At 63.2% G+C, this 18,444-nt stretch carries 21 protein-coding genes and 1 tRNA gene; 12 read left to right on the forward strand and 10 right to left on the reverse strand.

Annotated features, from left to right (window positions below; all coding sequences use genetic code 11):
- Positions 1–3: 3 nt before the first annotated feature.
- Complete coding sequence (rplT, locus tag LMTR21_RS00405; RefSeq protein ID WP_029585523.1) at positions 4–363, reverse strand: 50S ribosomal protein L20; 360 nt, start codon at positions 361–363, stop codon at positions 4–6.
- 77 nt (positions 364–440) lie between these two features.
- Entirely contained in the window at positions 441–641 is a 201-nt protein-coding gene (rpmI, locus tag LMTR21_RS00410; protein ID WP_008539890.1) for a 50S ribosomal protein L35, read from the reverse strand.
- Between the two features lie 265 nt (positions 642–906).
- Here rpmI and LMTR21_RS00415 point away from each other — a divergent pair, with 265 nt between their 5' ends.
- Positions 907–1,329, forward strand: coding sequence for a hypothetical protein (locus LMTR21_RS00415; protein WP_065752437.1), 423 nt, complete (start codon positions 907–909; stop codon positions 1,327–1,329).
- Positions 1,330–1,420: 91 nt separating this feature from the next.
- Here LMTR21_RS00415 and infC read toward each other — a convergent pair whose 3' ends face one another.
- Positions 1,421–1,960, reverse strand: a complete 540-nt coding sequence (gene infC / locus LMTR21_RS00420; RefSeq protein WP_057834032.1) for a translation initiation factor IF-3 — start codon at positions 1,958–1,960, stop codon at positions 1,421–1,423.
- A 222-nt stretch (positions 1,961–2,182) separates the two neighbouring features.
- On the opposite strand from infC, the gene LMTR21_RS00425 reads away from it, so the two are divergent.
- Together LMTR21_RS00425 and LMTR21_RS00430 are read left to right on the forward strand one after the other, a co-directional pair.
- On the forward strand, positions 2,183–2,977 hold the full coding sequence (locus LMTR21_RS00425; RefSeq protein WP_065752438.1) for an alpha/beta hydrolase: 795 nt from the start codon (positions 2,183–2,185) through the stop codon (positions 2,975–2,977).
- A gap of 136 nt (positions 2,978–3,113) precedes the next feature.
- Positions 3,114–3,584, forward strand: coding sequence for a nuclear transport factor 2 family protein (locus LMTR21_RS00430; RefSeq protein WP_065752439.1), 471 nt, complete (start codon positions 3,114–3,116; stop codon positions 3,582–3,584).
- 149 nt (positions 3,585–3,733) lie between these two features.
- On the opposite strand, the gene LMTR21_RS00435 is transcribed toward LMTR21_RS00430, so the two are convergent.
- From LMTR21_RS00435 to LMTR21_RS00445, 3 genes are all read right to left on the reverse strand, one after another.
- A complete protein-coding gene (locus LMTR21_RS00435) occupies positions 3,734–4,540 on the reverse strand; it encodes an acyl-CoA thioesterase domain-containing protein (protein WP_065752440.1) in 807 nt (268 codons plus the stop codon).
- 140 nt (positions 4,541–4,680) lie between these two features.
- Positions 4,681–5,862, reverse strand: coding sequence for a tRNA epoxyqueuosine(34) reductase QueG (gene queG / locus LMTR21_RS00440; RefSeq protein WP_065752441.1), 1,182 nt, complete (start codon positions 5,860–5,862; stop codon positions 4,681–4,683).
- Positions 5,811–6,503: a glutathione S-transferase family protein gene (locus LMTR21_RS00445; RefSeq protein ID WP_065752442.1), complete on the reverse strand. Its 693-nt coding sequence runs from the start codon at positions 6,501–6,503 to the stop codon at positions 5,811–5,813. The genes queG and LMTR21_RS00445 overlap by 52 nt, the downstream gene beginning before the upstream one ends.
- A 185-nt stretch (positions 6,504–6,688) precedes the next feature.
- On the opposite strand from LMTR21_RS00445, the gene LMTR21_RS00450 reads away from it, so the two are divergent.
- Complete coding sequence (locus LMTR21_RS00450) at positions 6,689–7,495, forward strand: undecaprenyl-diphosphate phosphatase (protein WP_065752532.1); 807 nt, start codon at positions 6,689–6,691, stop codon at positions 7,493–7,495.
- A gap of 100 nt (positions 7,496–7,595) precedes the next feature.
- Here LMTR21_RS00450 and LMTR21_RS00455 read toward each other — a convergent pair whose 3' ends face one another.
- Complete coding sequence (locus LMTR21_RS00455; RefSeq protein ID WP_065752443.1) at positions 7,596–8,564, reverse strand: complex I NDUFA9 subunit family protein; 969 nt, start codon at positions 8,562–8,564, stop codon at positions 7,596–7,598.
- Positions 8,565–8,712: 148 nt separating this feature from the next.
- Between LMTR21_RS00455 and LMTR21_RS00460 the strand changes: the two genes are divergently transcribed.
- Positions 8,713–8,799: transfer RNA gene (locus tag LMTR21_RS00460), tRNA-Leu, on the forward strand.
- An 848-nt stretch (positions 8,800–9,647) separates the two neighbouring features.
- Here LMTR21_RS00460 and LMTR21_RS00470 read toward each other — a convergent pair.
- The 3 genes from LMTR21_RS00470 to LMTR21_RS00480 form a co-directional block, all read right to left on the reverse strand.
- Positions 9,648–10,103: a hypothetical protein gene (locus LMTR21_RS00470; protein ID WP_065752444.1), complete on the reverse strand. Its 456-nt coding sequence runs from the start codon at positions 10,101–10,103 to the stop codon at positions 9,648–9,650.
- Between the two features lie 191 nt (positions 10,104–10,294).
- Positions 10,295–11,578 carry a tetratricopeptide repeat protein gene (locus LMTR21_RS00475; RefSeq protein WP_065752445.1) on the reverse strand — a complete coding sequence of 428 codons (1,284 nt, stop codon included), beginning with the start codon at positions 11,576–11,578 and terminating at the stop codon, positions 10,295–10,297.
- A gap of 150 nt (positions 11,579–11,728) precedes the next feature.
- Complete coding sequence (locus LMTR21_RS00480) at positions 11,729–11,965, reverse strand: hypothetical protein (RefSeq protein ID WP_065752446.1); 237 nt, start codon at positions 11,963–11,965, stop codon at positions 11,729–11,731.
- 191 nt (positions 11,966–12,156) lie between these two features.
- Here LMTR21_RS00480 and LMTR21_RS39855 point away from each other — a divergent pair, with 191 nt between their 5' ends.
- The 7 genes from LMTR21_RS39855 to hpf all read left to right on the forward strand — a co-directional run bounded on the left by LMTR21_RS39855 (position 12,157) and on the right by hpf (position 18,430).
- Positions 12,157–12,315 carry a hypothetical protein gene (locus tag LMTR21_RS39855; protein ID WP_187399290.1) on the forward strand — a complete coding sequence of 53 codons (159 nt, stop codon included), beginning with the start codon at positions 12,157–12,159 and terminating at the stop codon, positions 12,313–12,315.
- Positions 12,316–12,504: 189 nt separating this feature from the next.
- The gene (locus LMTR21_RS00485) at positions 12,505–13,119 is read left to right on the forward strand and encodes a ribonuclease D (protein WP_065752447.1); all 615 of its coding nucleotides are present in this window, start codon (positions 12,505–12,507) and stop codon (positions 13,117–13,119) included.
- A gap of 129 nt (positions 13,120–13,248) precedes the next feature.
- The gene (gene lptC, locus LMTR21_RS00490) at positions 13,249–13,980 is read left to right on the forward strand and encodes an LPS export ABC transporter periplasmic protein LptC (protein ID WP_065752448.1); all 732 of its coding nucleotides are present in this window, start codon (positions 13,249–13,251) and stop codon (positions 13,978–13,980) included.
- 5 nt (positions 13,981–13,985) lie between these two features.
- Entirely contained in the window at positions 13,986–14,663 is a 678-nt protein-coding gene (locus LMTR21_RS00495; RefSeq protein WP_065752449.1) for an LptA/OstA family protein, read from the forward strand.
- A gap of 192 nt (positions 14,664–14,855) precedes the next feature.
- Complete coding sequence (gene lptB / locus LMTR21_RS00500) at positions 14,856–15,890, forward strand: LPS export ABC transporter ATP-binding protein (protein ID WP_065752450.1); 1,035 nt, start codon at positions 14,856–14,858, stop codon at positions 15,888–15,890.
- A gap of 195 nt (positions 15,891–16,085) precedes the next feature.
- A complete protein-coding gene (gene rpoN / locus LMTR21_RS00505) occupies positions 16,086–17,735 on the forward strand; it encodes an RNA polymerase factor sigma-54 (RefSeq protein ID WP_065752451.1) in 1,650 nt (549 codons plus the stop codon).
- An 89-nt stretch (positions 17,736–17,824) separates the two neighbouring features.
- Positions 17,825–18,430 (forward strand): ribosome hibernation-promoting factor, HPF/YfiA family, encoded by a 606-nt coding sequence (gene hpf, locus LMTR21_RS00510; RefSeq protein ID WP_057839166.1) that lies wholly within the window; start codon positions 17,825–17,827, stop codon positions 18,428–18,430.
- Positions 18,431–18,444 lie beyond the last annotated feature (14 nt).

An 18,444-nucleotide genomic window follows, 5' to 3' on the forward strand; every position in this document is an offset into this window, starting at 1 on the left:
GCCTCAGGCGGCGAGGGCGGCCTTGGCCTTCTCGGCGATCGCCTGGAACGCCGCCGGCTCGTTGATGGCGAGATCCGACAGCACCTTACGGTCCACCGTGATGCCCGACTTCGACAGGCCGTTGATGAACACGCTGTAGGTCATGCCGAACGGACGAACCGCAGCATTGAGACGCTGGATCCAGAGCGCGCGGAAGGTGCGCTTCTTGCGCTTGCGATCACGGAACGCATACTGGCCGGCCTTCTCGACGGCGGCCTTGGCGGCGCGGATGGTGTTCTTGCGGCGGCCGTAAAAGCCCTTGGCGGCCTTGTAGACTTTCTTGTGCTTGGCGTGAGAGGTCACACCGCGTTTGACGCGAGACATGACTGTAATCCTTGATCAGAAATGAGGTGACGGGATCGCCGCGCGGGCGCGGCTCGGCTGTGATGGCGTGAACGCGATCAGGCGTTCGGCAAGAAGTATTTCTTGACGTTGTCGCCGTCGGTCTTGAACAGCACGCGGGTGCCGCGGAGCTGACGAATCTGCTTCTTCGTCCGCTTGATCATGCCGTGGCGCTTGCCGCGCTGGGCGTGCATCACTTTGCCGGTAGCAGTCACCTTGAAGCGCTTTTTAGCGCCTGACTTGGTCTTCAGCTTGGGCATTTGGCTCTCCTAAAGGCCGCAACACGAAAACGCCCGCGAAGGCGTTGTGCCGGCTAAAATGCTCGTTAGAGCGTTGAAAGTGCTCAGGTTTTTCCAGAAAACGGAATAACCCGCACGGACATCGACACGGCAGCCCTTGATCAGCCGGGCGATGAAGGTCGGGCTTATGACAGAGGAAACGCCAGAAGGCAACGATGAACCGCGGAAGGGGGTCCTGCAACTACACGGTTATCTCCATCAGCATTCCCGGCCCGGAGCAGGAAAAATGGCCCATTTCGATCGATCGATTGCCGTCACTCTCGCTTTTCCCCGCCTGCGCAGGCTGCGCTGGCTTCCCGTTCTTGCCGCACTAGCCGCGGTCGCGGTTCCCGCTGCCGCCGAGGCAAAGGGCGGCAGGACGCGGGCCTATGACGGCGTCTGGAACGTGGTCTTCGCTACCACGCGGGGCAATTGCAGTTCGGGCTACAGCGTCCCCTTCACCGTCATCGGCAGCCGGGTTTCGTCGGCTGGTGGCGGCCGTGTGTCGGGCTCGGTCAACCGTGCCGGTGCGGTGGCGGTCAATGTGTCGGTCGGCGCATCCAAAGCGAGCGGCGGCGGCCGGCTCGCCGGCACCTTTGGCGCAGGCTCCTGGCGCGGCATCATCACCGGCGACCGCTGCAGCGGCACCTGGCAGGCCACGCGGACGTAGGCGGGTAGCGCGTAGCAGCGAAACCCGGGACCAAAGAAAAACGGCCCGCCGGATCATCCGACGGGCCGCTTTCAATTCCAACCACCCCAAATCAACGCGGCGCCAGCACCATCACGACCTGGCGGCCCTCGAACCTGGCGTCCTGCTCGACCTTGGCGAACTCGGCGACGTCGGCCTTCACCTTGTCCAACAGCTTGGTGCCGATCTCCTGGTGCGCCATTTCGCGGCCACGGTAGCGCAAGGTGATCTTGACCTTGTCGCCTTCCTCGAAGAACCGCTGCATCGCGCGCATCTTCACGTCGTAGTCGTGATCGTCGATCATCGGCCGCAGCTTGATCTCCTTGATCTCGACGATCTTCTGCTTCTTGCGGGCTTCGGCCGCTTTCTTCTGTGCCGAATACTTGAACTTCCCGTAGTCCATAATCTTGCAGACGGGAGGATTGTTGTTCGGCGAAATCTCGACGAGATCCATGCCCGCCTCGAGGGCCATCTTGATGGCCACCACGGTCTCGATGGTTCCGTGGTTGGTGCCGTTCTGATCGATCAGCTGGATCTGCGCGTTGCGGATATCATCATTGGTGCGCGGCCCGTCTTTGGTTGCAGCGGGCGGGGCTCTGTTGGGACGGCGAATGGGTAACTCTCCAAAGTTGTGAAAGGAAGGGCCGTAGTTTGAAGCAATATGCCGAAGACAGCAAGGTGAACTCGCTTACTGCGCCCGAAAACCGTCAAATGCGAGGCATTTCGGTCACCTCAGCCAAATATAGACCGGCCGCCTGATCCGCAAGCGCCGGCGGTCCTCGCTTGACCGATCAGGCGCGCTCGCGGACAAAGCGGCAGGGCGAGAGATCGATCCATGACCAATTCAGCACCAATCGACCAGGAACCGGCCTTTATCGAGGTGGGAGAGGGCGACAGCCGTCGCCGCATCGCCGTGCGCGCCCGCGCCGGCAGCGGGCCGGGGCTGTTCTGGCTCGGTGGTTTCAATTCCGACATGAGGGGCACCAAGGCGCTGGCGCTGGACGCCTGGGCTGCGGAACATGGCCGGGCCTGTATCAGATTCGATTATTCCGGCCACGGCGAATCGAGCGGCGCCTTCATCGACGGCACCATCGGGCGCTGGCTGGAAGAGAGCGTTGCGGTATTCGAGCAGTTCGCCCGAGGGCCGCAGGTCGTGATCGGCTCGTCGATGGGTGGCTGGATGGCGCTGCTGCTGGCGCGCGCCATTGCCGGCCGCGATGCGAAACCGGCCAGCCTCGCAGGCCTCGTGCTGATAGCGCCGGCGCCGGACTTCACCGAGCAGTTGATGTGGAACGGCTTCTCCGACGAGATCCGGCAGGAAATCACCACCAAGGGCGTATGGATGCGGCCATCGGAATACGGCGACGGCACGCCGTACCCGATCACCCGCGCGCTGATCGAGGAGGGGCGCAATCACCTCCTGCTCGGCAGTGCCATCGAGGTCGGCTGCCCTCTGCGCATCCTGCAGGGCGCGCAGGATCCCGACGTGCCCTGGCAGCATGCCTTTGCACTGGCGCACCGGCTGCCGGCCGAGGACGTGGTGCTGACCATGATCCAGGACGGCGACCACCGCCTGTCCCGCCCGCAGGACATCGCGCGCATCATGGCCGCGGTGGCAGAGATGGGGTGAGTTCTCACCGCAACCACGGTGTCATCGTCCGCGAAAGCGGACGATCCAGTACGCCGCGGCCTATCGATCAAAGTCGCGGTCTCTGGAATACTGGATGCCCCGCTTTCGCGGGGCATGACAGCCGGGGAGGAAAACAATGAACACATCCGCCATGCTCCGCACCTTCTGCGACGCCGTCGAACAGCGCAACGGCCACGCGTTCGCCGACCTGTTCGCCGAGGATGGCGTCTATCACGATGTGTTCTATGGCGCGTTCGAAGGCCGGGCGAAGATCGCCGGTATGATCGACGACTGGTTCTATCGCACGGCGACCGATTTCCGCTGGGACATGCACGATCCCGTCAGCGACGGCGAGACGCTCTATGCGCGCTACACGTTCAGCTACCGCTCGACGCTGCCGGAAGCGCAAGGCGCACGGGCGATGTTCGAGGGCGTTGCGATCATGCGGCTGCGCGAGGGCAAGATCGTGGAGTATCACGAGGTCGCCAACACCGCGCCGGCCTTTGTCGACCTCAAATTTGCGCCGGAGCGGATCACGAAGATCGTCGCCAAGCAGGGCGCGGCGCTGAAGGCGCGGCCGGAGATGAAGCGGCATTTGGCCGAATGAATACCGTCATTCCGGGGCGCGCGAAGCACGAACCCGGAATCCAGAGGTCGTGGATCGAGATTCTCAGGTGCGCAATTGCGCACCATAGTTCATCGCTGCGCGATGCCCCGGAATGACGGATGAGAGAGCGCTCGCTATGACGGATTCGATTACGGCGGCGGCGGCTTCGCCATCGGCTTGCGCTGTGCCAGCGCGGCCACCGTCGAGGTGCCAATCGGTCCCTGCTCGTCATAGAGCCAGCATTCGCCGATCGCCACGCCGTTGGTGGCGTGATGGTTCACCACTTCGAAGCCGACCCAGGGTGTGACAGGAAGGCGGTGCAGATAGAGCGTGACGTCGCTGTTGATGTAGCCGAGGCCCTGGTCGCCGGCATTGGCGAAAGGGCTGGCGAAGTCCGCGCCGGTCGCGACATGGACGAAGGGCGACATCGGGATGCCCTCGACCAGTTCGCGCACCTCGCTCATCCAGAGACGCCGCGGCCCGAGCGAACCCATGTGGCCGACGATTGGTCGCGTGGTCCATTTGCCATTCATGCCGAGGCGGGGATCGGTGGGCTTCGGAATATCCGCCGGTTTCGGCGCATCCCAGTTCGGCGGCGACCAGACATTGCCCGGCGCATTTTCCGTCTTGCGCAATAGCTGGCAGGAGGCGCGCGCCATGCTGATGCCGCCGGAAAAGAACTCGGCCTCCACCACCCTGATGCGCAAGCCGTCACGGATCTGCTTGCTCCTGACCTCGATCGGCGTCGTGATATCAGGCAGCCGAAACATGTCGACGGTGAGCCGCGCCGGCACGAAATCGTCGGAGCCGTGGCGCTGCTCGATCACATGCGCAAGCAGGCCGATGACGACGCGGCCGTGCAGCGAATTGGGGTCCCACGGACCGTTCGAAACCGGCGTGGGCATGAAGGTGCCGTTGGCGCGGTCGTGGGTGAAGAAGGGCTGGTTTTTTGTCATGGCTGATGACCATGACGGATTTCGTTGCGTCTGTCATCGTCCGCGAAAGCGGACGATCCAGTACGCCGAGACATATCAATTTATCCGAGAGGTCTGGGAGTACTGGATGCCCCGCCTTCGCGGGGCACGACAGCGAAGGCTTACGAAGCTCGCAGCCATTCCTGCCGCACACTTTCATCTGGCTCAGTCGTCGAAGCCCCGGTCGCCAGCGCGTCGAATCTCTCGCGGTTCACCAACTGCGACAACGCCCACACCGCCGCGCCGCGGACCAGCGGGCTCGCATCGTCAAGCAAGCGCTCGGCTTCAACCGCCAGCGACGCATCCTCCGCGTTGCCGATAGCGATCAGCACATTGCGGATGAAACGGTCGCGGCCGATGCGCTTGACCGGGGATTTCGAAAACAGGGCGCGAAACGCGGTGTCGTCGAGCCGGACAAGCTGCGCCAGCGACGGCGCGCGCAACTCCTCGCGTGCAGCAAGCTTCGCTTCGCGGCCTTCTTGCGCAAACTTGTTCCACGGGCACGCTGCGAGACAATCGTCGCAGCCATAGATGCGGTTGCCGATGGCTTTGCGAAATTCGCGCGGGATCGGGCCCTTGTTCTCGATCGTGAGGTACGAAATGCAGCGCCGCGCATCGAGCTTGTAGGGCGCGGGGAATGCCGCGGTCGGGCAGATCTCCTGGCAGGCATTGCAGGAGCCGCAATGATCGGTGTCGGCGGTATCGCGCGGCAGGTCAGTGGCGGTGAAGATCGCGCCGAGAAACAGCCATGAGCCGAATTCGCGCGAGACCAGGTTGGTGTGCTTGCCCTGCCAGCCAACTCCCGCCGCCTGCGCCAGCGGTTTCTCCATCACGGCCGCGGTATCGATAAACACCTTCACCTCTTCGCCGGAGGCCGCAACCAGCCACCTTGCCAGCGTCTTCAGCCGCTTCTTGATCACGTCGTGATAGTCGTCGCCCTGTGCGTAGGCGGAGATCGCCCCGCTGGTGCGCCTGGCAAGAAGCGCGAGAGGATCTTCAGTGGGCCCGTAGTTGACGCCGAGCATGATGATCGAGCGGACGCCGGGCCACAGCACGCGCGGATCCATTCGCCGTTCGGGTTGCGCGGCAAGCCAGTCCATGTCGCCATGGCCGCCGGCAGCGAGGAATTCGCGGAAATATTTTCCCGCCTTGCCGATCGCCTCGGGATCGGTGACGCCGATGCAGTCGAATCCGAGGGATTGCGCCTCGCGGGCGAGCGCGTCTTTCAGATCGGCTGGCGAGAGTTTCGAATTCAGAAGTCGAGGTCCACGTAGGTCCGCGAGGCCGGCACGCCCGCCAGCCATTCGCTCAGCAGCGGGCGGAACGACGGGCGGGATTTCACCCGCGCGTACCACGCCTTTGCCGCGTCGTCCTCGCTCCATGGCACGTCGCCCAGATAATCGATCGCCGAAAGATGCGCCGCGGCGGCGAGGTCCGCGTAGGACAGGCGGTCGCCGGCGAGGAAGTTCCGCGTCTGCGCCAGCCAGCCGATATAGGCCAGATGATAGCGCACATTGGCCTTGGCCGCGCGGATCACGTCGGCCGCCGGCGCCCCGCCGCCGTTCTCCTCGCTCATGAAACGCTTGTAGATGCGCTCGGTCACCAGCGGGTTCGAGGCCTCCTCGAAGAATTTTTCGTTGAACCACGCCATCAGCCGGCGCACCTCGATACGCTCGCCCATCGAGGCTGGCAGCAGCCGCCGGTCGCCCGCTTCCAGTCCGTGCGTCTCGTCGAGATATTCGGCGATGATGCCGGCGCCCGGAATCGGCGGAAAGCCGTCGGCCATCAACACCGGCGTGGTAGCGGCGGGATTGAGCACGAGAAACCCCTCGCGCCGTTCCCAGGCCCGCTCTTCCACCAGGCGCAGGTCGAGGCCATGTTCGCCGAGCACCAGGCGAATGAAGCGCGAATGCGGGCAGAACGGGTGGTGATAGAGCGTGTACATGTAGTCCTTGGATAGCTCGCGGCGTTCAAGGAACCCTTAAAGGGCAATAAATGCCGCGTCATGCGAATCGGACACTAGCCAAGCATGCGCACGAGACAATGGTGTTTTGGCTTTTTTTTGCGATTGCGGCATGGGGAGGAATAGGCGAGAAGGACGCGCTTTTTCCAGCCAGAATGGACCACACCATGATGTCGGATGCAGTGAAGGCGGTGATTCTCGGCATCATCGAGGGTATCACGGAGTTTCTCCCCGTCTCCTCCACGGGACACATGCTGCTCGCGCAACGCTTCTTCGGCCTTGGCGATGGCGCCTTCTGGCAGAGTTTTGTGATCCTGATTCAGCTCGGCGCGATCCTCGCCATCGTCATGCTGTATTTCGCCAGGCTGTGGCGCGTCGCGCTCGGCATGTTCACCAATCCCGACGACCGCCGGTTCGTGATCGGCGTGCTGCTGGCGTTCCTGCCCGCTGTTATCATCGGCCTGATCGGCGGCAAATATATCAAGGAGCTGCTATTCAATCCGTGGGTGGTGTGTTTCACACTGATCGTCGGCGGCGCGATCCTGCTGTGGGTCGATCAGCTCGAACTCAAGCCGACCGAGGATGACGCCACGCGGTATCCGCTCATGATGTATCTGTGGATCGGCATCGCGCAGTGCGTGGCGATGATTCCCGGCGTGTCGCGCTCCGGCGCCAGCATCGTGGCGGCGATGCTGCTCGGCGGCGACAAGCGGTCGGCGGCGGAGTTCTCGTTCTTTCTCGCGATCCCGACCATGATCGGTGCGTTCGCCTATGATTTCTACAAGAACCGCGCCGAGATGACGCTCGATCACGTCGGCGTCCTCGCGATCGGATTCGTGGTCTCGTTCATCACGGCGGCGATCGTGGTGAAGACGTTCCTCACCTACGTCACCCGCCACGGTTTTACGTTCTTCGCATGGTGGCGCGTGGTTGCCGGCACGATCGGCCTGATTGCACTGGCGCTGGGGAAGTAGGATTCGGTGCGCGTAGGGTGGGAAAAGCGAAGCGTGCCCACCATCCAACATTTGTGCTCGCGATGGTGGGCACGCTGCGCTTTGCCCACCCTATAAAGGCCTACGCGCTCTTGCGCTGAAACTGCCCGGCGGCGCGGAACCGCCAGAGATATTGTGGGGCTATCGCTTCCATCGACTCCGGCGTGATGCCGAGGCCTTCCAGCGTGAGACCCGCGGCCTTGGCGGTATCAGACACCACATTGTCCGACTGCAGCAGCGTCACCTGGTCCGGTGTCAGCTTCAGTGGGCCCGGCGCGAATTGCAGGAACATCGCCTGCATCTTCGCCAGTCCCCACGGCAGTGAAACCAGCATGCCCTTGCGCTCGGTGATCTTCAGAATGACTTCCATGATTTCGCGCATGGTCAGCACTTCCGGCCCGCCGAGCTCGTATGTTGCGCCCGCCTTGGTCTTGCCGTCGACGGCATCGGCCACTGCGGCCGCGACGTCGGCGACATAGGCCGGCTGCATCCGGGTTTCGCCGCCGCCGATCAGCGGCAGGAAGGGCGAGATCCGGGCCAGCGAAGCAAAGCGGTTGGTGAATTGATCCTCGGGCCCGAACAGGAGCGAGGGCCGCAGGATCGTGGCCGACGGCACCGCCGCCAGCACCGCCTTCTCGCCGGCCGCCTTGGCGCGGCTGTAAGCCGAGGGCGAGTTCTCATCGGCGCCGATGGCGGAGACATGCACCATCCGCGCGCCGGTGGCGCTTGCCGCCCTGGCGATGGTTTCGGCCCCCTTGGCCTGGACGGCGTCAAAGGTCTGCGCGCCGCTCTCGGCCAGGACGCCAACCAGGTTGATGGCGACCGCCGAATCGCGCATCGCCGCCTCCACCGAGGCCGGATAGCGCAGATTGGCCTGCACCGCGTGGATCTGGCCGACCCGGCCGAGCGGCTGCAGGTGCCCGGCCAGTTCCGGCCGCCGCACCGCCACCCTGATCCGGTATTCGCGCTTGGCCAGCGCCCGCACCACGTTTCGTCCGAGAAACCCCGATCCGCCAAAGACCGTCACGAGCGTTTCCAGGTTCGATGTCATCGGGTCAATTCCTGCCGGTCAAATTCGAACGATATCGGTGGGATTTAGCGGATTCGCGATACGCCAACGCGACCCCGCTGTACAGCGTATTCGGAGGGCGATGAAGCGATTTGACAAGCGCGTGACCGTTCCTTACTAACCCGCCCGGGCCCAGGTGGCGGAATTGGTAGACGCGCTGGCTTCAGGTGCCAGTGGCTTCACGGCCGTGAAGGTTCGAGTCCTTTCCTGGGCACCATTGCCCTTGCCCATGATTCGCTGAACTGCGGCCTGGTTAGGTCCGCTGACCGGTGCACGAAACCGGTCACAGCGCGATGAATGCCCGGCGAGCTATGACCGCGGCGAGCCGGCTATGGACCCTTCTTCTTTCTGCTTCTCGGATTGCTTCTTTGTCGGAGGGCGCTCAATGGTCGGCCGGCGGATGGCGGCGCAGGCTGCGGATCAGGCGTGTAACTATTGAAGTCCGCCAGGCAATTATCATCTCCGTTGGCATTTCTGTGCATTAGCAGGCCATTTTGAGCGAACACCAATCTTCCATTCTGATCACGTCCCGACCATTCCGAGCCTTCAACTTCTTCGGATGAGACATGGTGAGGTACATCGCCAAAAGTGATGGAAATCCCGGCGCCGGGATGATCGGGGTGCGCGCTCATACACCCCCTGATGATGGCACTGCGATTATCTGTGAAACGACCGCCTCCGCCATACGTTGTTCCCTGAGGCCATAGCCCTATGGCGGTCAGCCAGGGAGTGCGACTGATCGCTGTCCAGGCATCAGTATAATTTGTATGCACGCGACGCCCTTGATGCGCGAAGTACAAGAGTAGCTCTCCATCCGGTGACAAGTCGCATTTCTCGGGAAAAATGCGCCCCTTGAACCAAGCTCCCCTGACAAAGGTATCGTTCCGAGTATTCCAGCGAATGACGTGATACCACGCGGTCGGTCCGCGCCTGAAAATCACTGCTTCATGCGCGCTGTTGGCAAAAATGACGAATAGTCTGGGCGGAAGCGGCGATGGAAGCATTGATACTTACCGGCTTTTGCAGCTTGTCGGGCGGAAGTGCCGAGGCAGAAGCAACGACGAACTAGCGACTGGCGCCGTGCGAACGATGGGACTTCCGCGCCGGCGCCCGTGCGATCCGACTACCGCTGTCGTATATGCTGCTGCGCTGGCCCCGAATACCGAGACGACGCATCAGCAATGTGAGCAACATGGCCGGCAAATAGATAGCAAAAATCAAGAGAACGATTCCCTCCGATCCCACGTCATCGGGCAGATTTCTGTCCAGAAATCGAGCAAGTCGCGATTGCGCCGGCAGGGCGCAACGCGCAGCCATTAGTCCTCCCATGGACGTGAGCAGGATTGCGAACGTCCATAAGAGAGCGTTGGCCAATGGTGACGCGCTCGCATCCGTCAAGAGGAAAGCCAGTAGCACGACTCCGAGCCCACCGAACAGCAGACCAGACAAAACGAAAACGATGCGCTCGAACAAATCGTCCTGTTTCAAGGAAGCGGTCAGACGGCGGAAGAACCGTTTCATGAGGTAGATGCTCCGCCGGGAGTGGGAGACCGGCCGTTTCCGGCCTACAACCTACGTGGGCGTCCAAGGATATGAAATAACCTCTAAGCGAGCAGGCGCTATGGTCTGCTTAAGAGCTCAATTCAAACTGTAGTGATCGGTTGGTACCGTTCGTGCAGACCGCGGCTAATAGGCCCTCTTGCGCACCGAACTCACGGATTTTCCGACGGCTTCGGCCGGCCGCTCGCGGCGAACGCCGCCTCGATGCGCGCATAACCTTCGCTGGCGGCAGGCATTCGCGGGTCTAGCCCGCGCGCGATTCGGAAATCTTCGAGTGCTTCCGGCAGCCGGCCGAGCTTCTCGTTGCTTTGCGCACGCTCGACATAGAGGCCGGCCTGCATCGGCGCGTTGCGGATCGCGAGCGTGAAGTCGTCGAGCGCCTTGGCGTGCGCGCCACGCTCGCGAGAGATGCCGCCGCGCTGCAGATAGGGGCCGACCATGCGCGGGTCGAGGCGGATCGCCTCGCTGAAATCCCTGATGGCGCCATCGAGGTCGCCGCCGGCGCGCCGCAGGATGCCGCGGGCCTCGTAGGCCTCGGCATATCCGGGATCGAGGCGGATCGCCTCGTCGAAGTCGGCCGCCGCGCGCTCACGCTGGCCGGCGGCGAACGCGATCGTGCCGCGCGTGACCCGCGCCTCGGCCGATTTCGGATCGAGCCGCACGCCTTCTTCGGCTTCCGCCAGCGGCTCGCCGTGCGCTTTCATCAAGGTCAGGGCGACCGCGCGGCGGCTGTGCGCGTTGGCTAGGCCAGGCTCGAGCTTGATCGCTTGATCGAGGTCGGCGAGCACGCGCTCGGCGTTGCCGCCCTTGCGCAGCAGGCTGTCGGCCCGCTCGACATAGAACGCGGCGAAATAGGGCTGGATCGCGATCGCAGCAGAGGCGTCGGCAATGGCGCGGTCGTAGTCGCGCTTGCGGCGGTGGCTCGCCGCCCGGGAGTTTCTGTAGAACGGATCGCCCGGATCCATCGCGACCGCCTGGTTGAGATCCCTGAGCGCGCTCTCGTCGTCGCCCTTCACCTGATAGGCCTTGCCGCGCGCGGCGTAATGGCTTGCACGCCGCGGGTCGCCGCGGATCAGCTTGCCGAGGTCGGCGATGGCGAGATCGAAGTCGCCGCGCTTCTGGTAGGCCGCGGCGCGCTCGAGCACAGCCTGCGTCTCACGCGGTTCGCGCCGGATCACCTCGCCGAAATCGCGGATCGCCGGATCGAGTTCGCCCATGGCGGCGAGATGGCGTCCGCGCGCCATGTAAGCCTTGGCGACGTCGTGGGTCGTGAATTGCGCTTTGAGCAGCGGGATTTTCGCGACCATGACGATCCGCGAGCAGGCGCTGATGGCGTCATGGCCGCCGTCAACGGCCGTGCAGGCCGCGAAGTCGGATGGCGAGCAGGCGGCGAGGCCGAGGGCAAGCCCGAGCAGCAATATGACGTTGCGAACCATAGCCCCCACACCTCGATGCCAATTCGCCGAGGATTTGGTCGCCGTGGAGGTGCACCGGGTTCGGGGTCGCAAGGCTACTATGTTCGCGGGCGGAACTTTGTTCTGAAGCGCGAGGCCCGCGGCCGCGCTGACGCGATAGATCGGGCGGGGCTATGCCGCCGAATCCGGATCGGACTGGTGTCCGTCCGGACCGCGGCTGAACACGCCATAATCGCTGGATTTCATGCCGTCGCCGTCCTTCGCCAAAACGGTCAGTCCGAGCTTCAACAGCTCGCGTACGGCGGCTGCGCGGGTTGGCATCCGGTGCTTGAAGCGGAAATCGTCAATCACCGTCAGTTCTTCAGGCGAGAGCATCACCTGCAATCGTTCACCACGGAGATCGGCCATCGGCGGTTGTCCGGTTGAGACAGTTGAGCTAGTTTATTCAACTGAGCAAATTACTCAACGCTTGTCTTTGAAGACGGTTCCACCAAACCAGACTCCAGAGCCAAGTTGGATAAATACATAAATAAAAACAATAAGTTAGATATTGATTTGCGATCTCTCAGAGTGCATGATCGGCTTCCTGGAGCATGGCCATGACCGAGAACATCAAGCTGCCTCGCAAACTTTCCGAAGAGCAACAGGCGCCCCCGCCGCGGCGGCCGAGCCATGCTGACGTCATCGAAAATCTCGACCGTTGGGCGAATAGTCCGGGACTGCAACCGCCGAAATCGACCGACGAGAAATCGGCCTGACTTCCTGAGGCTCAGCCAGCAAGATTGCCGCGACAACCTCATCGAACGTGGGCGAATGCCCTGGTGGAAACACAGGGATCGCGACGAACTCAAATTCCCGCCCTATAAGCCTTGCCCAGCCGCTCGCCACCCGCGGCTCCGGGCGCTAGTGTTCCCGTCGAATCCACTAGAGACACGAGGCTTTCCTTCATGACCATCCGCCTGCATCGCGGCGATCTGCCCGATTTGTCCCGCTACAAGGATTCGGTGGCGATCGATACCGAGACCATGGGGCTCAACCCGCATCGCGACCGGCTCTGCGTGGTGCAGATGTCGAACGGCGACGGCAGCGCCGATGTCATCCAGATCCCGCAAGGCCACACCGATGCGCCGAACCTGAAGGCGCTGCTGGCCAATCCGGCCATCACGAAAATCTTTCACTTCGCGCGCTTCGATGTCGCGGTGCTCTACAACACCTTTGGCGTGATGCCGCAGCCGGTCTACTGCACCAAGATCGCCTCGCGGCTGACCCGCACCTATACAGACCGCCACGGGTTGAAGGATCTGGTGCGCGAACTGCTCAACATCGACCTCTCGAAGCAGCAGCAGTCGAGCGACTGGGGCGCGGCGAGCCTCAGCGAGGCGCAGCTCGCTTACGCCGCCTCCGACGTGCTGCATCTCCACGCCCTGCGCGAGCGGCTCGATGCCGTGCTGGCGCGCGAGGGGCGAACCGCCATGGCGCAGGCCTGCTTCGACTTCCTGCCGACCCGGGCCAGGCTCGATCTCGGCGGCTGGGAGGCCGAGGACATCTTCGCGCATTCGTGACCGGGACCATTTGAAGCGCCACGATACCGGCGTCCGCCCCGTTTCGGTCACACTCATCGCGAGTGTCCGGGCTGCATAATCCCGCGATTGCGGGTAGAATGACGCCCTCGGAGCGTCTTTGGAGCCACGGTGAACTCGATACAGAACCCAGCCTACGACCCCGGACTGGAGGTCCGCTTCGCCGCGGCCGCCCGTCACAGCCGGATGGTGCGGATGCTGCGGGTTGCGGTTCCGGCAGCCGTGGCATTGGCAATGGCCAGTATCGTCCTGATCCAGGTCTTCTTGAATCCGTACTGGAAATCGCTGCCGAACCTGCCCGTCGACATCAGCAATCTCGTGGTGTCAGGCACCAAGATCACGATGGAAACGCCGCATCTTGCCGGCTTCTCCACCGACCAGCGGCCTTACGAATTGTGGGCCAAGGCTGCGATCCAGGATCTGACCAACCCCGATCACGTCGAGCTTCAGACGCTGCGGGCCAAGGTGATGATGGAGGACAAGAGCACGGTGACGATGGACGCTCGCACCGGATTTTTCGACAGCAAGCAGCAGATGCTGGACCTGCGCAAGGATATCTTCCTGCAATCCTCCACCGGCTATGAGGCGAAGCTGTCGCAGGCCTATGTCGACATCAACAAGGGTTCGGTGACGTCGGACGAGCATGTCGACGTCAAATTGCTGAACGGGACGCTGACCGCCGATCGGCTCAGGATCATCAACAGCGGTGAGATCGTTCGTTTCGAAGGCAATGTCGTGATGAACCTGATCATGGAAAGCCCTCCGGCACCTGAGCCCGAGCCGGAGCCTGCGCCGCCGCCGAAGACGCGGTCCGTCACCGGCAAGTCCGCCAACACGAAATGAAATTTATGATGCAGTCCTTCTCGCGCAGTTTTGCGGCAGCAGCACTTGCGCTCGCCTTGACCGCCTCCGGTAACGCCTTCGCGCAAGGCGCGATGTCGGGTGTGCCGAATGCGATGCAGGGCTTTTCGCAAAACCGCGATCAGCCGATTCAGATCGAGGCGGCGTCGCTCGAAATGCGCGACAAGAAAAAGGAGGCGACCTTTGCCGGCAACGTGAAGGTCGTGCAGGGCGACACCACCATGACCTCGAAGTCGCTGGTGGTGTTTTACGATTCCGGCTCGGATCAGGCCGCGCCGCCGCCTGCCGCGCCGAAGGGATCGAAATCCGGATCGATGCAGTCCGCGACCCCCGGCCCCGGCGGCAGTTCGTCGATCCGCCGGCTGGAGGCCAAGGGCTCGGTCGTGGTGACGCAGAAGGACCAGGTCGTGACCGGCGAGACCGCGATCTTCGATACGCGGGCCAACCTCATCACCATGGTGGGTGGCGTTGTGCTCACCCAGTGCAAGAACGTGCTCCGCGGCGACCGCCTCAAGGTCGACATGACCACTGGCGTGTCGCGGGTCGAATCCGACAGCGGCAAGGTGCAGGGCATGTTCATCCAGGGAGAGAATTGCGGGTCCGGCTCGGGTGGGGCAAAGCAGGCTCCGGTCGCCATACCGTCGCTGATCCCCGGTAAAAAATAAGACAGATCAATGCTTTAAAGATTCTTATGGCCGCGCATGGTTGAAGCTTGAGGTGCGAGCCTGTATCTACTGGGCAGCACGGCGGGGTGTTTCGCTGGGCAGGGGACATCCATTCATTCATGGTTCGCGGGCGATGCGATTCGCCAGGCGGGCGCGTCGCGGGATCACCGTGAAAGGCTTAAGCGAAGCGGGATGGTGGATTTACTCGGCATGTTCCGTCGACGCCCCGCGAAACGCGGCGCACCCGGTTTTGCGCGTTCGCGCGAGGACATCACGGCGCTCGGCGATTCCTTCGGCGACATGATGACGAGCCCGGTGCGCGATGCGCCGCCGATGGCGCGTGCCGCCTCGCTGCCCGCGCTGGACTTGCCGCAGGTCGAGCCCGACGTCGAACCGCCGCGCGAGGAGAGGTCACGTTCGAGGGGCCCGGCGCCGCGGCCCAAGGCTAACGTCAAGGCCAACGTCAAGGCCAATGGCGGCGAAGCGCCGCACCTGATCAAGCGGCCCGGCTTCCTTGCCGTGCACAGCGTGGAAAAGAGTTTCGGCACGCGCCAGGTCGTACGCGGCGTCAGCATCTATGTCCGCCGCGGCGAGGCGGTCGGCCTGCTCGGTCCAAACGGTGCCGGCAAGACCACGGTGTTCTATATGATCACCGGCCTGATCAAGGCGGACCGCGGCGCCATCGAGCTCGACGGTCACGACGTGACCAAGCTGCCGATGTACCAGCGCGCGCGGCTCGGCATCGGCTATCTGCCGCAGGAAGCCTCGATTTTCCGCGGCCTGACCGTCGAGCAGAACATCCGCGCTGTGCTCGAAGTGGTCGAGCCCAGCCGCAAGAAGCGCGAGCGCGAGCTCGATGCGCTGCTCGACGAATTCAACGTCACGCGCCTGCGCAAATCGCCGTCGATCGCGCTCTCCGGTGGCGAGCGTCGCCGCGTCGAAATTGCGCGTGCGCTGGCAACGCGTCCGAACTACATGCTGCTCGACGAGCCCTTTGCCGGCATCGATCCGATCGCGGTCGGCGACATTCAGGACCTGGTCCGCCACCTCACCAACCGTGGCATCGGTGTCCTGATCACCGACCACAATGTGCGCGAAACGCTCGGCCTGACCGACCGCGCCTATATCGTCTATGCCGGGCAGATCCTGACCGAGGGCAGTCCGGAAGAAATCGTCAACGATCCGGATGTACGCCGCCTTTACCTTGGCGAGGAATTCCGACTGTAGCGCGTGCCCGGACGGTTTGGCGTTAAGGTATTGTGCTTATTCAGGAACCTGTGGTGAGCCGGGGCCCGAAATCGGCCTTCGCCGTTGCCGGCCGCGCCTTAGCCCGTTTTTTGCATCCGTCAAGACGTGTACAAGGGCTTTGGACTAATATAAGCAAGAATCGGACCAACTTTCAGTGGATCGGTTCTTGTTCTCATGGCGCTGACACAGAGATTAGAGTTCCGCCAGTCGCAGTCGCTGGTGATGACGCCGCAATTGATGCAGGCGATCAAGCTGCTGCAATTGTCGAATCTCGACCTGTCGGCCTTCGTCGAGGAGGAGCTGGAGCGCAATCCGCTGCTGGAACGGGCCAGCGACGGCCCCGAACCCCCGGTCGCTGGCGAGCCGGTGGCCGAGAGCGCCGAATTCTCCGATTCCGGCCACGATGGCGATGAAGGCGGCAGCGATGCCTCCGATATGGCCGCAGGCGCGGGCGGCGAGGCCTTCGAGCCCGGCCAGGAGGACTGGCTGAACCGCGACCTCGGCAGCCGCACCGAGATCGAGCAGACGCTGGACACCCCGCTCGACAACGTCTTTTCCGAGGAGCCTGCGGAAGCCGCCGCGCGTGCCGCGCAGGATGCCGCGCCCACCGCCTATACCGAATGGGGCGGGGGCGCCTCCAACGACGACGACTACAATCTCGAAGCCTTCGTCGCCGCCGAAGTGACGCTCGGCAGCCATCTCGCCGAACAGCTTGCGGTCGCGTTCTCCGCGCCGGCACAGCGCATGATCGGACAATATCTGATCGACCTCGTCGACGACGCCGGCTACCTGCCGCCCGATCTCGGGCAGGCGGCGGAGCGCTTGGGCGCCGCGCAGGCCGACGTCGATGCCGTGCTCACCGTGCTGCAGAAGTTCGACCCGCCCGGCGTCTGCGCGCGGAATCTGAGCGAGTGTCTTGCGATCCAGCTCCGTGAACTCAATCGCTACGACCCCGCGATGCAGGCGCTGGTGGAAAATCTCGACCTGCTCGCGCGGCGGGACATTGCCGCCTTGCGTAAATTGTGCGGCGTCGACGACGAGGACATCACCGACATGATCGGCGAGATCCGGCGGCTCGATCCGAAGCCGGGCCTGCGATTCGGCACGTCCCGCACGCAGACCATGGTGCCGGATGTCTATGTGCGGCCCGGCCCGGACGGTGGCTGGCATGTCGAACTCAACAGCGACACCTTGCCGCGCGTGCTGGTCAATCAGGTCTATTACACCGAGCTGTCGAAGACGATCCGCAAGGACGGCGACAAATCCTATTTCAGCGACTGCCTGCAGAACGCGACCTGGCTGGTCCGCGCGCTCGATCAGCGCGCCCGCACCATTCTGAAGGTTGCCAGCGAAATCGTCCGTCAGCAGGATGGCTTCTTTACCCATGGCGTCGCGCATTTGCGGCCGCTGAATCTGAAAGCGGTGGCGGACGCGATCCAGATGCACGAATCGACGGTGTCGCGGGTTACCGCCAACAAATACATGGCGACCAATCGCGGCAGCTTCGAACTGAAATATTTCTTCACCGCCTCGATCGCGTCGGCCGATGGCGGCGAGGCGCATTCGGCGGAGGCGGTCCGTCATCACATCAAGCAATTGATCGACGCGGAAGCCCCGAGCGCGATCCTCTCCGACGACACGATTGTGGAACGATTGCGCGAATCCGGCATTGATATTGCCCGCCGCACGGTCGCGAAATACCGCGAGGCCATGCGTATTCCTTCCTCGGTCCAGCGCCGCCGTGACAAACAAAGCATGCTCGGTAACGCACTTTCTGCTCCCGCCACCTCCTCCGACCGGTCCCGCGACACGGCGCCAGCCTGATTGCGTTCGCCTCAGATCGCGATAGTCTCAGTTCCCCCAAGGCCGGTCCGGGAAGGCCAGAGCAGTCGAGCCATCAAGCGAGGCATCCAATGACCCTTCGAATCTCCGGCAAAAGCATCAGCGTCGGCGAGGCGCTTCGTTCGCGCGTCAGCGAGCGCACCGATGAGGTTTTGAGGAAATATTTCGACGGCAACTATTCCGGCCACATTACGCTGAGCAAGGACGGCTTCGGCTTCCGCACCGATTGCGCACTGCACCTTGATTCGGGGATTACGCTGGAGGCCGATTCCAACGCCACCGACGCCTATGCCAGCGCCGACCAGGCGCTTTTGATGATCGAGAAGCGCCTGCGCCGCTACAAGAGCCGACTCAAGGACCGCTCCGCCCGCAAGGCCTATGCCGCCTCCGCGGCGCTGGCGGAGATCGACAACGCCCCGGTGCTCGACGCGCCGAGCTATGTGATCGAGGCGCCGGCGGAAGGCGACGAGGAGGTCACCTCCTACAGCCCCGTCATCATTGCCGAGGCGACCACGTCGCTGAAACGGCTTTCGGTCAGCGAGGCCGTTATGGAACTCGACCTGACCGGGGCCTCCTGCATCGTATTCCAGCATGGCTCCAGCGGCCGGGTGAACATCATTTACCGCCGTACGGACGGCAATGTCGGATGGGTCGACCCCCCGGCGGTTACCCCCTGACTTATATGGCTAAC

Origin of the sequence: Bradyrhizobium paxllaeri, from assembly GCF_001693515.2 — a bacterium.
GTDB classification, from domain to species: Bacteria; Pseudomonadota; Alphaproteobacteria; order Rhizobiales; family Xanthobacteraceae; genus Bradyrhizobium; species Bradyrhizobium paxllaeri.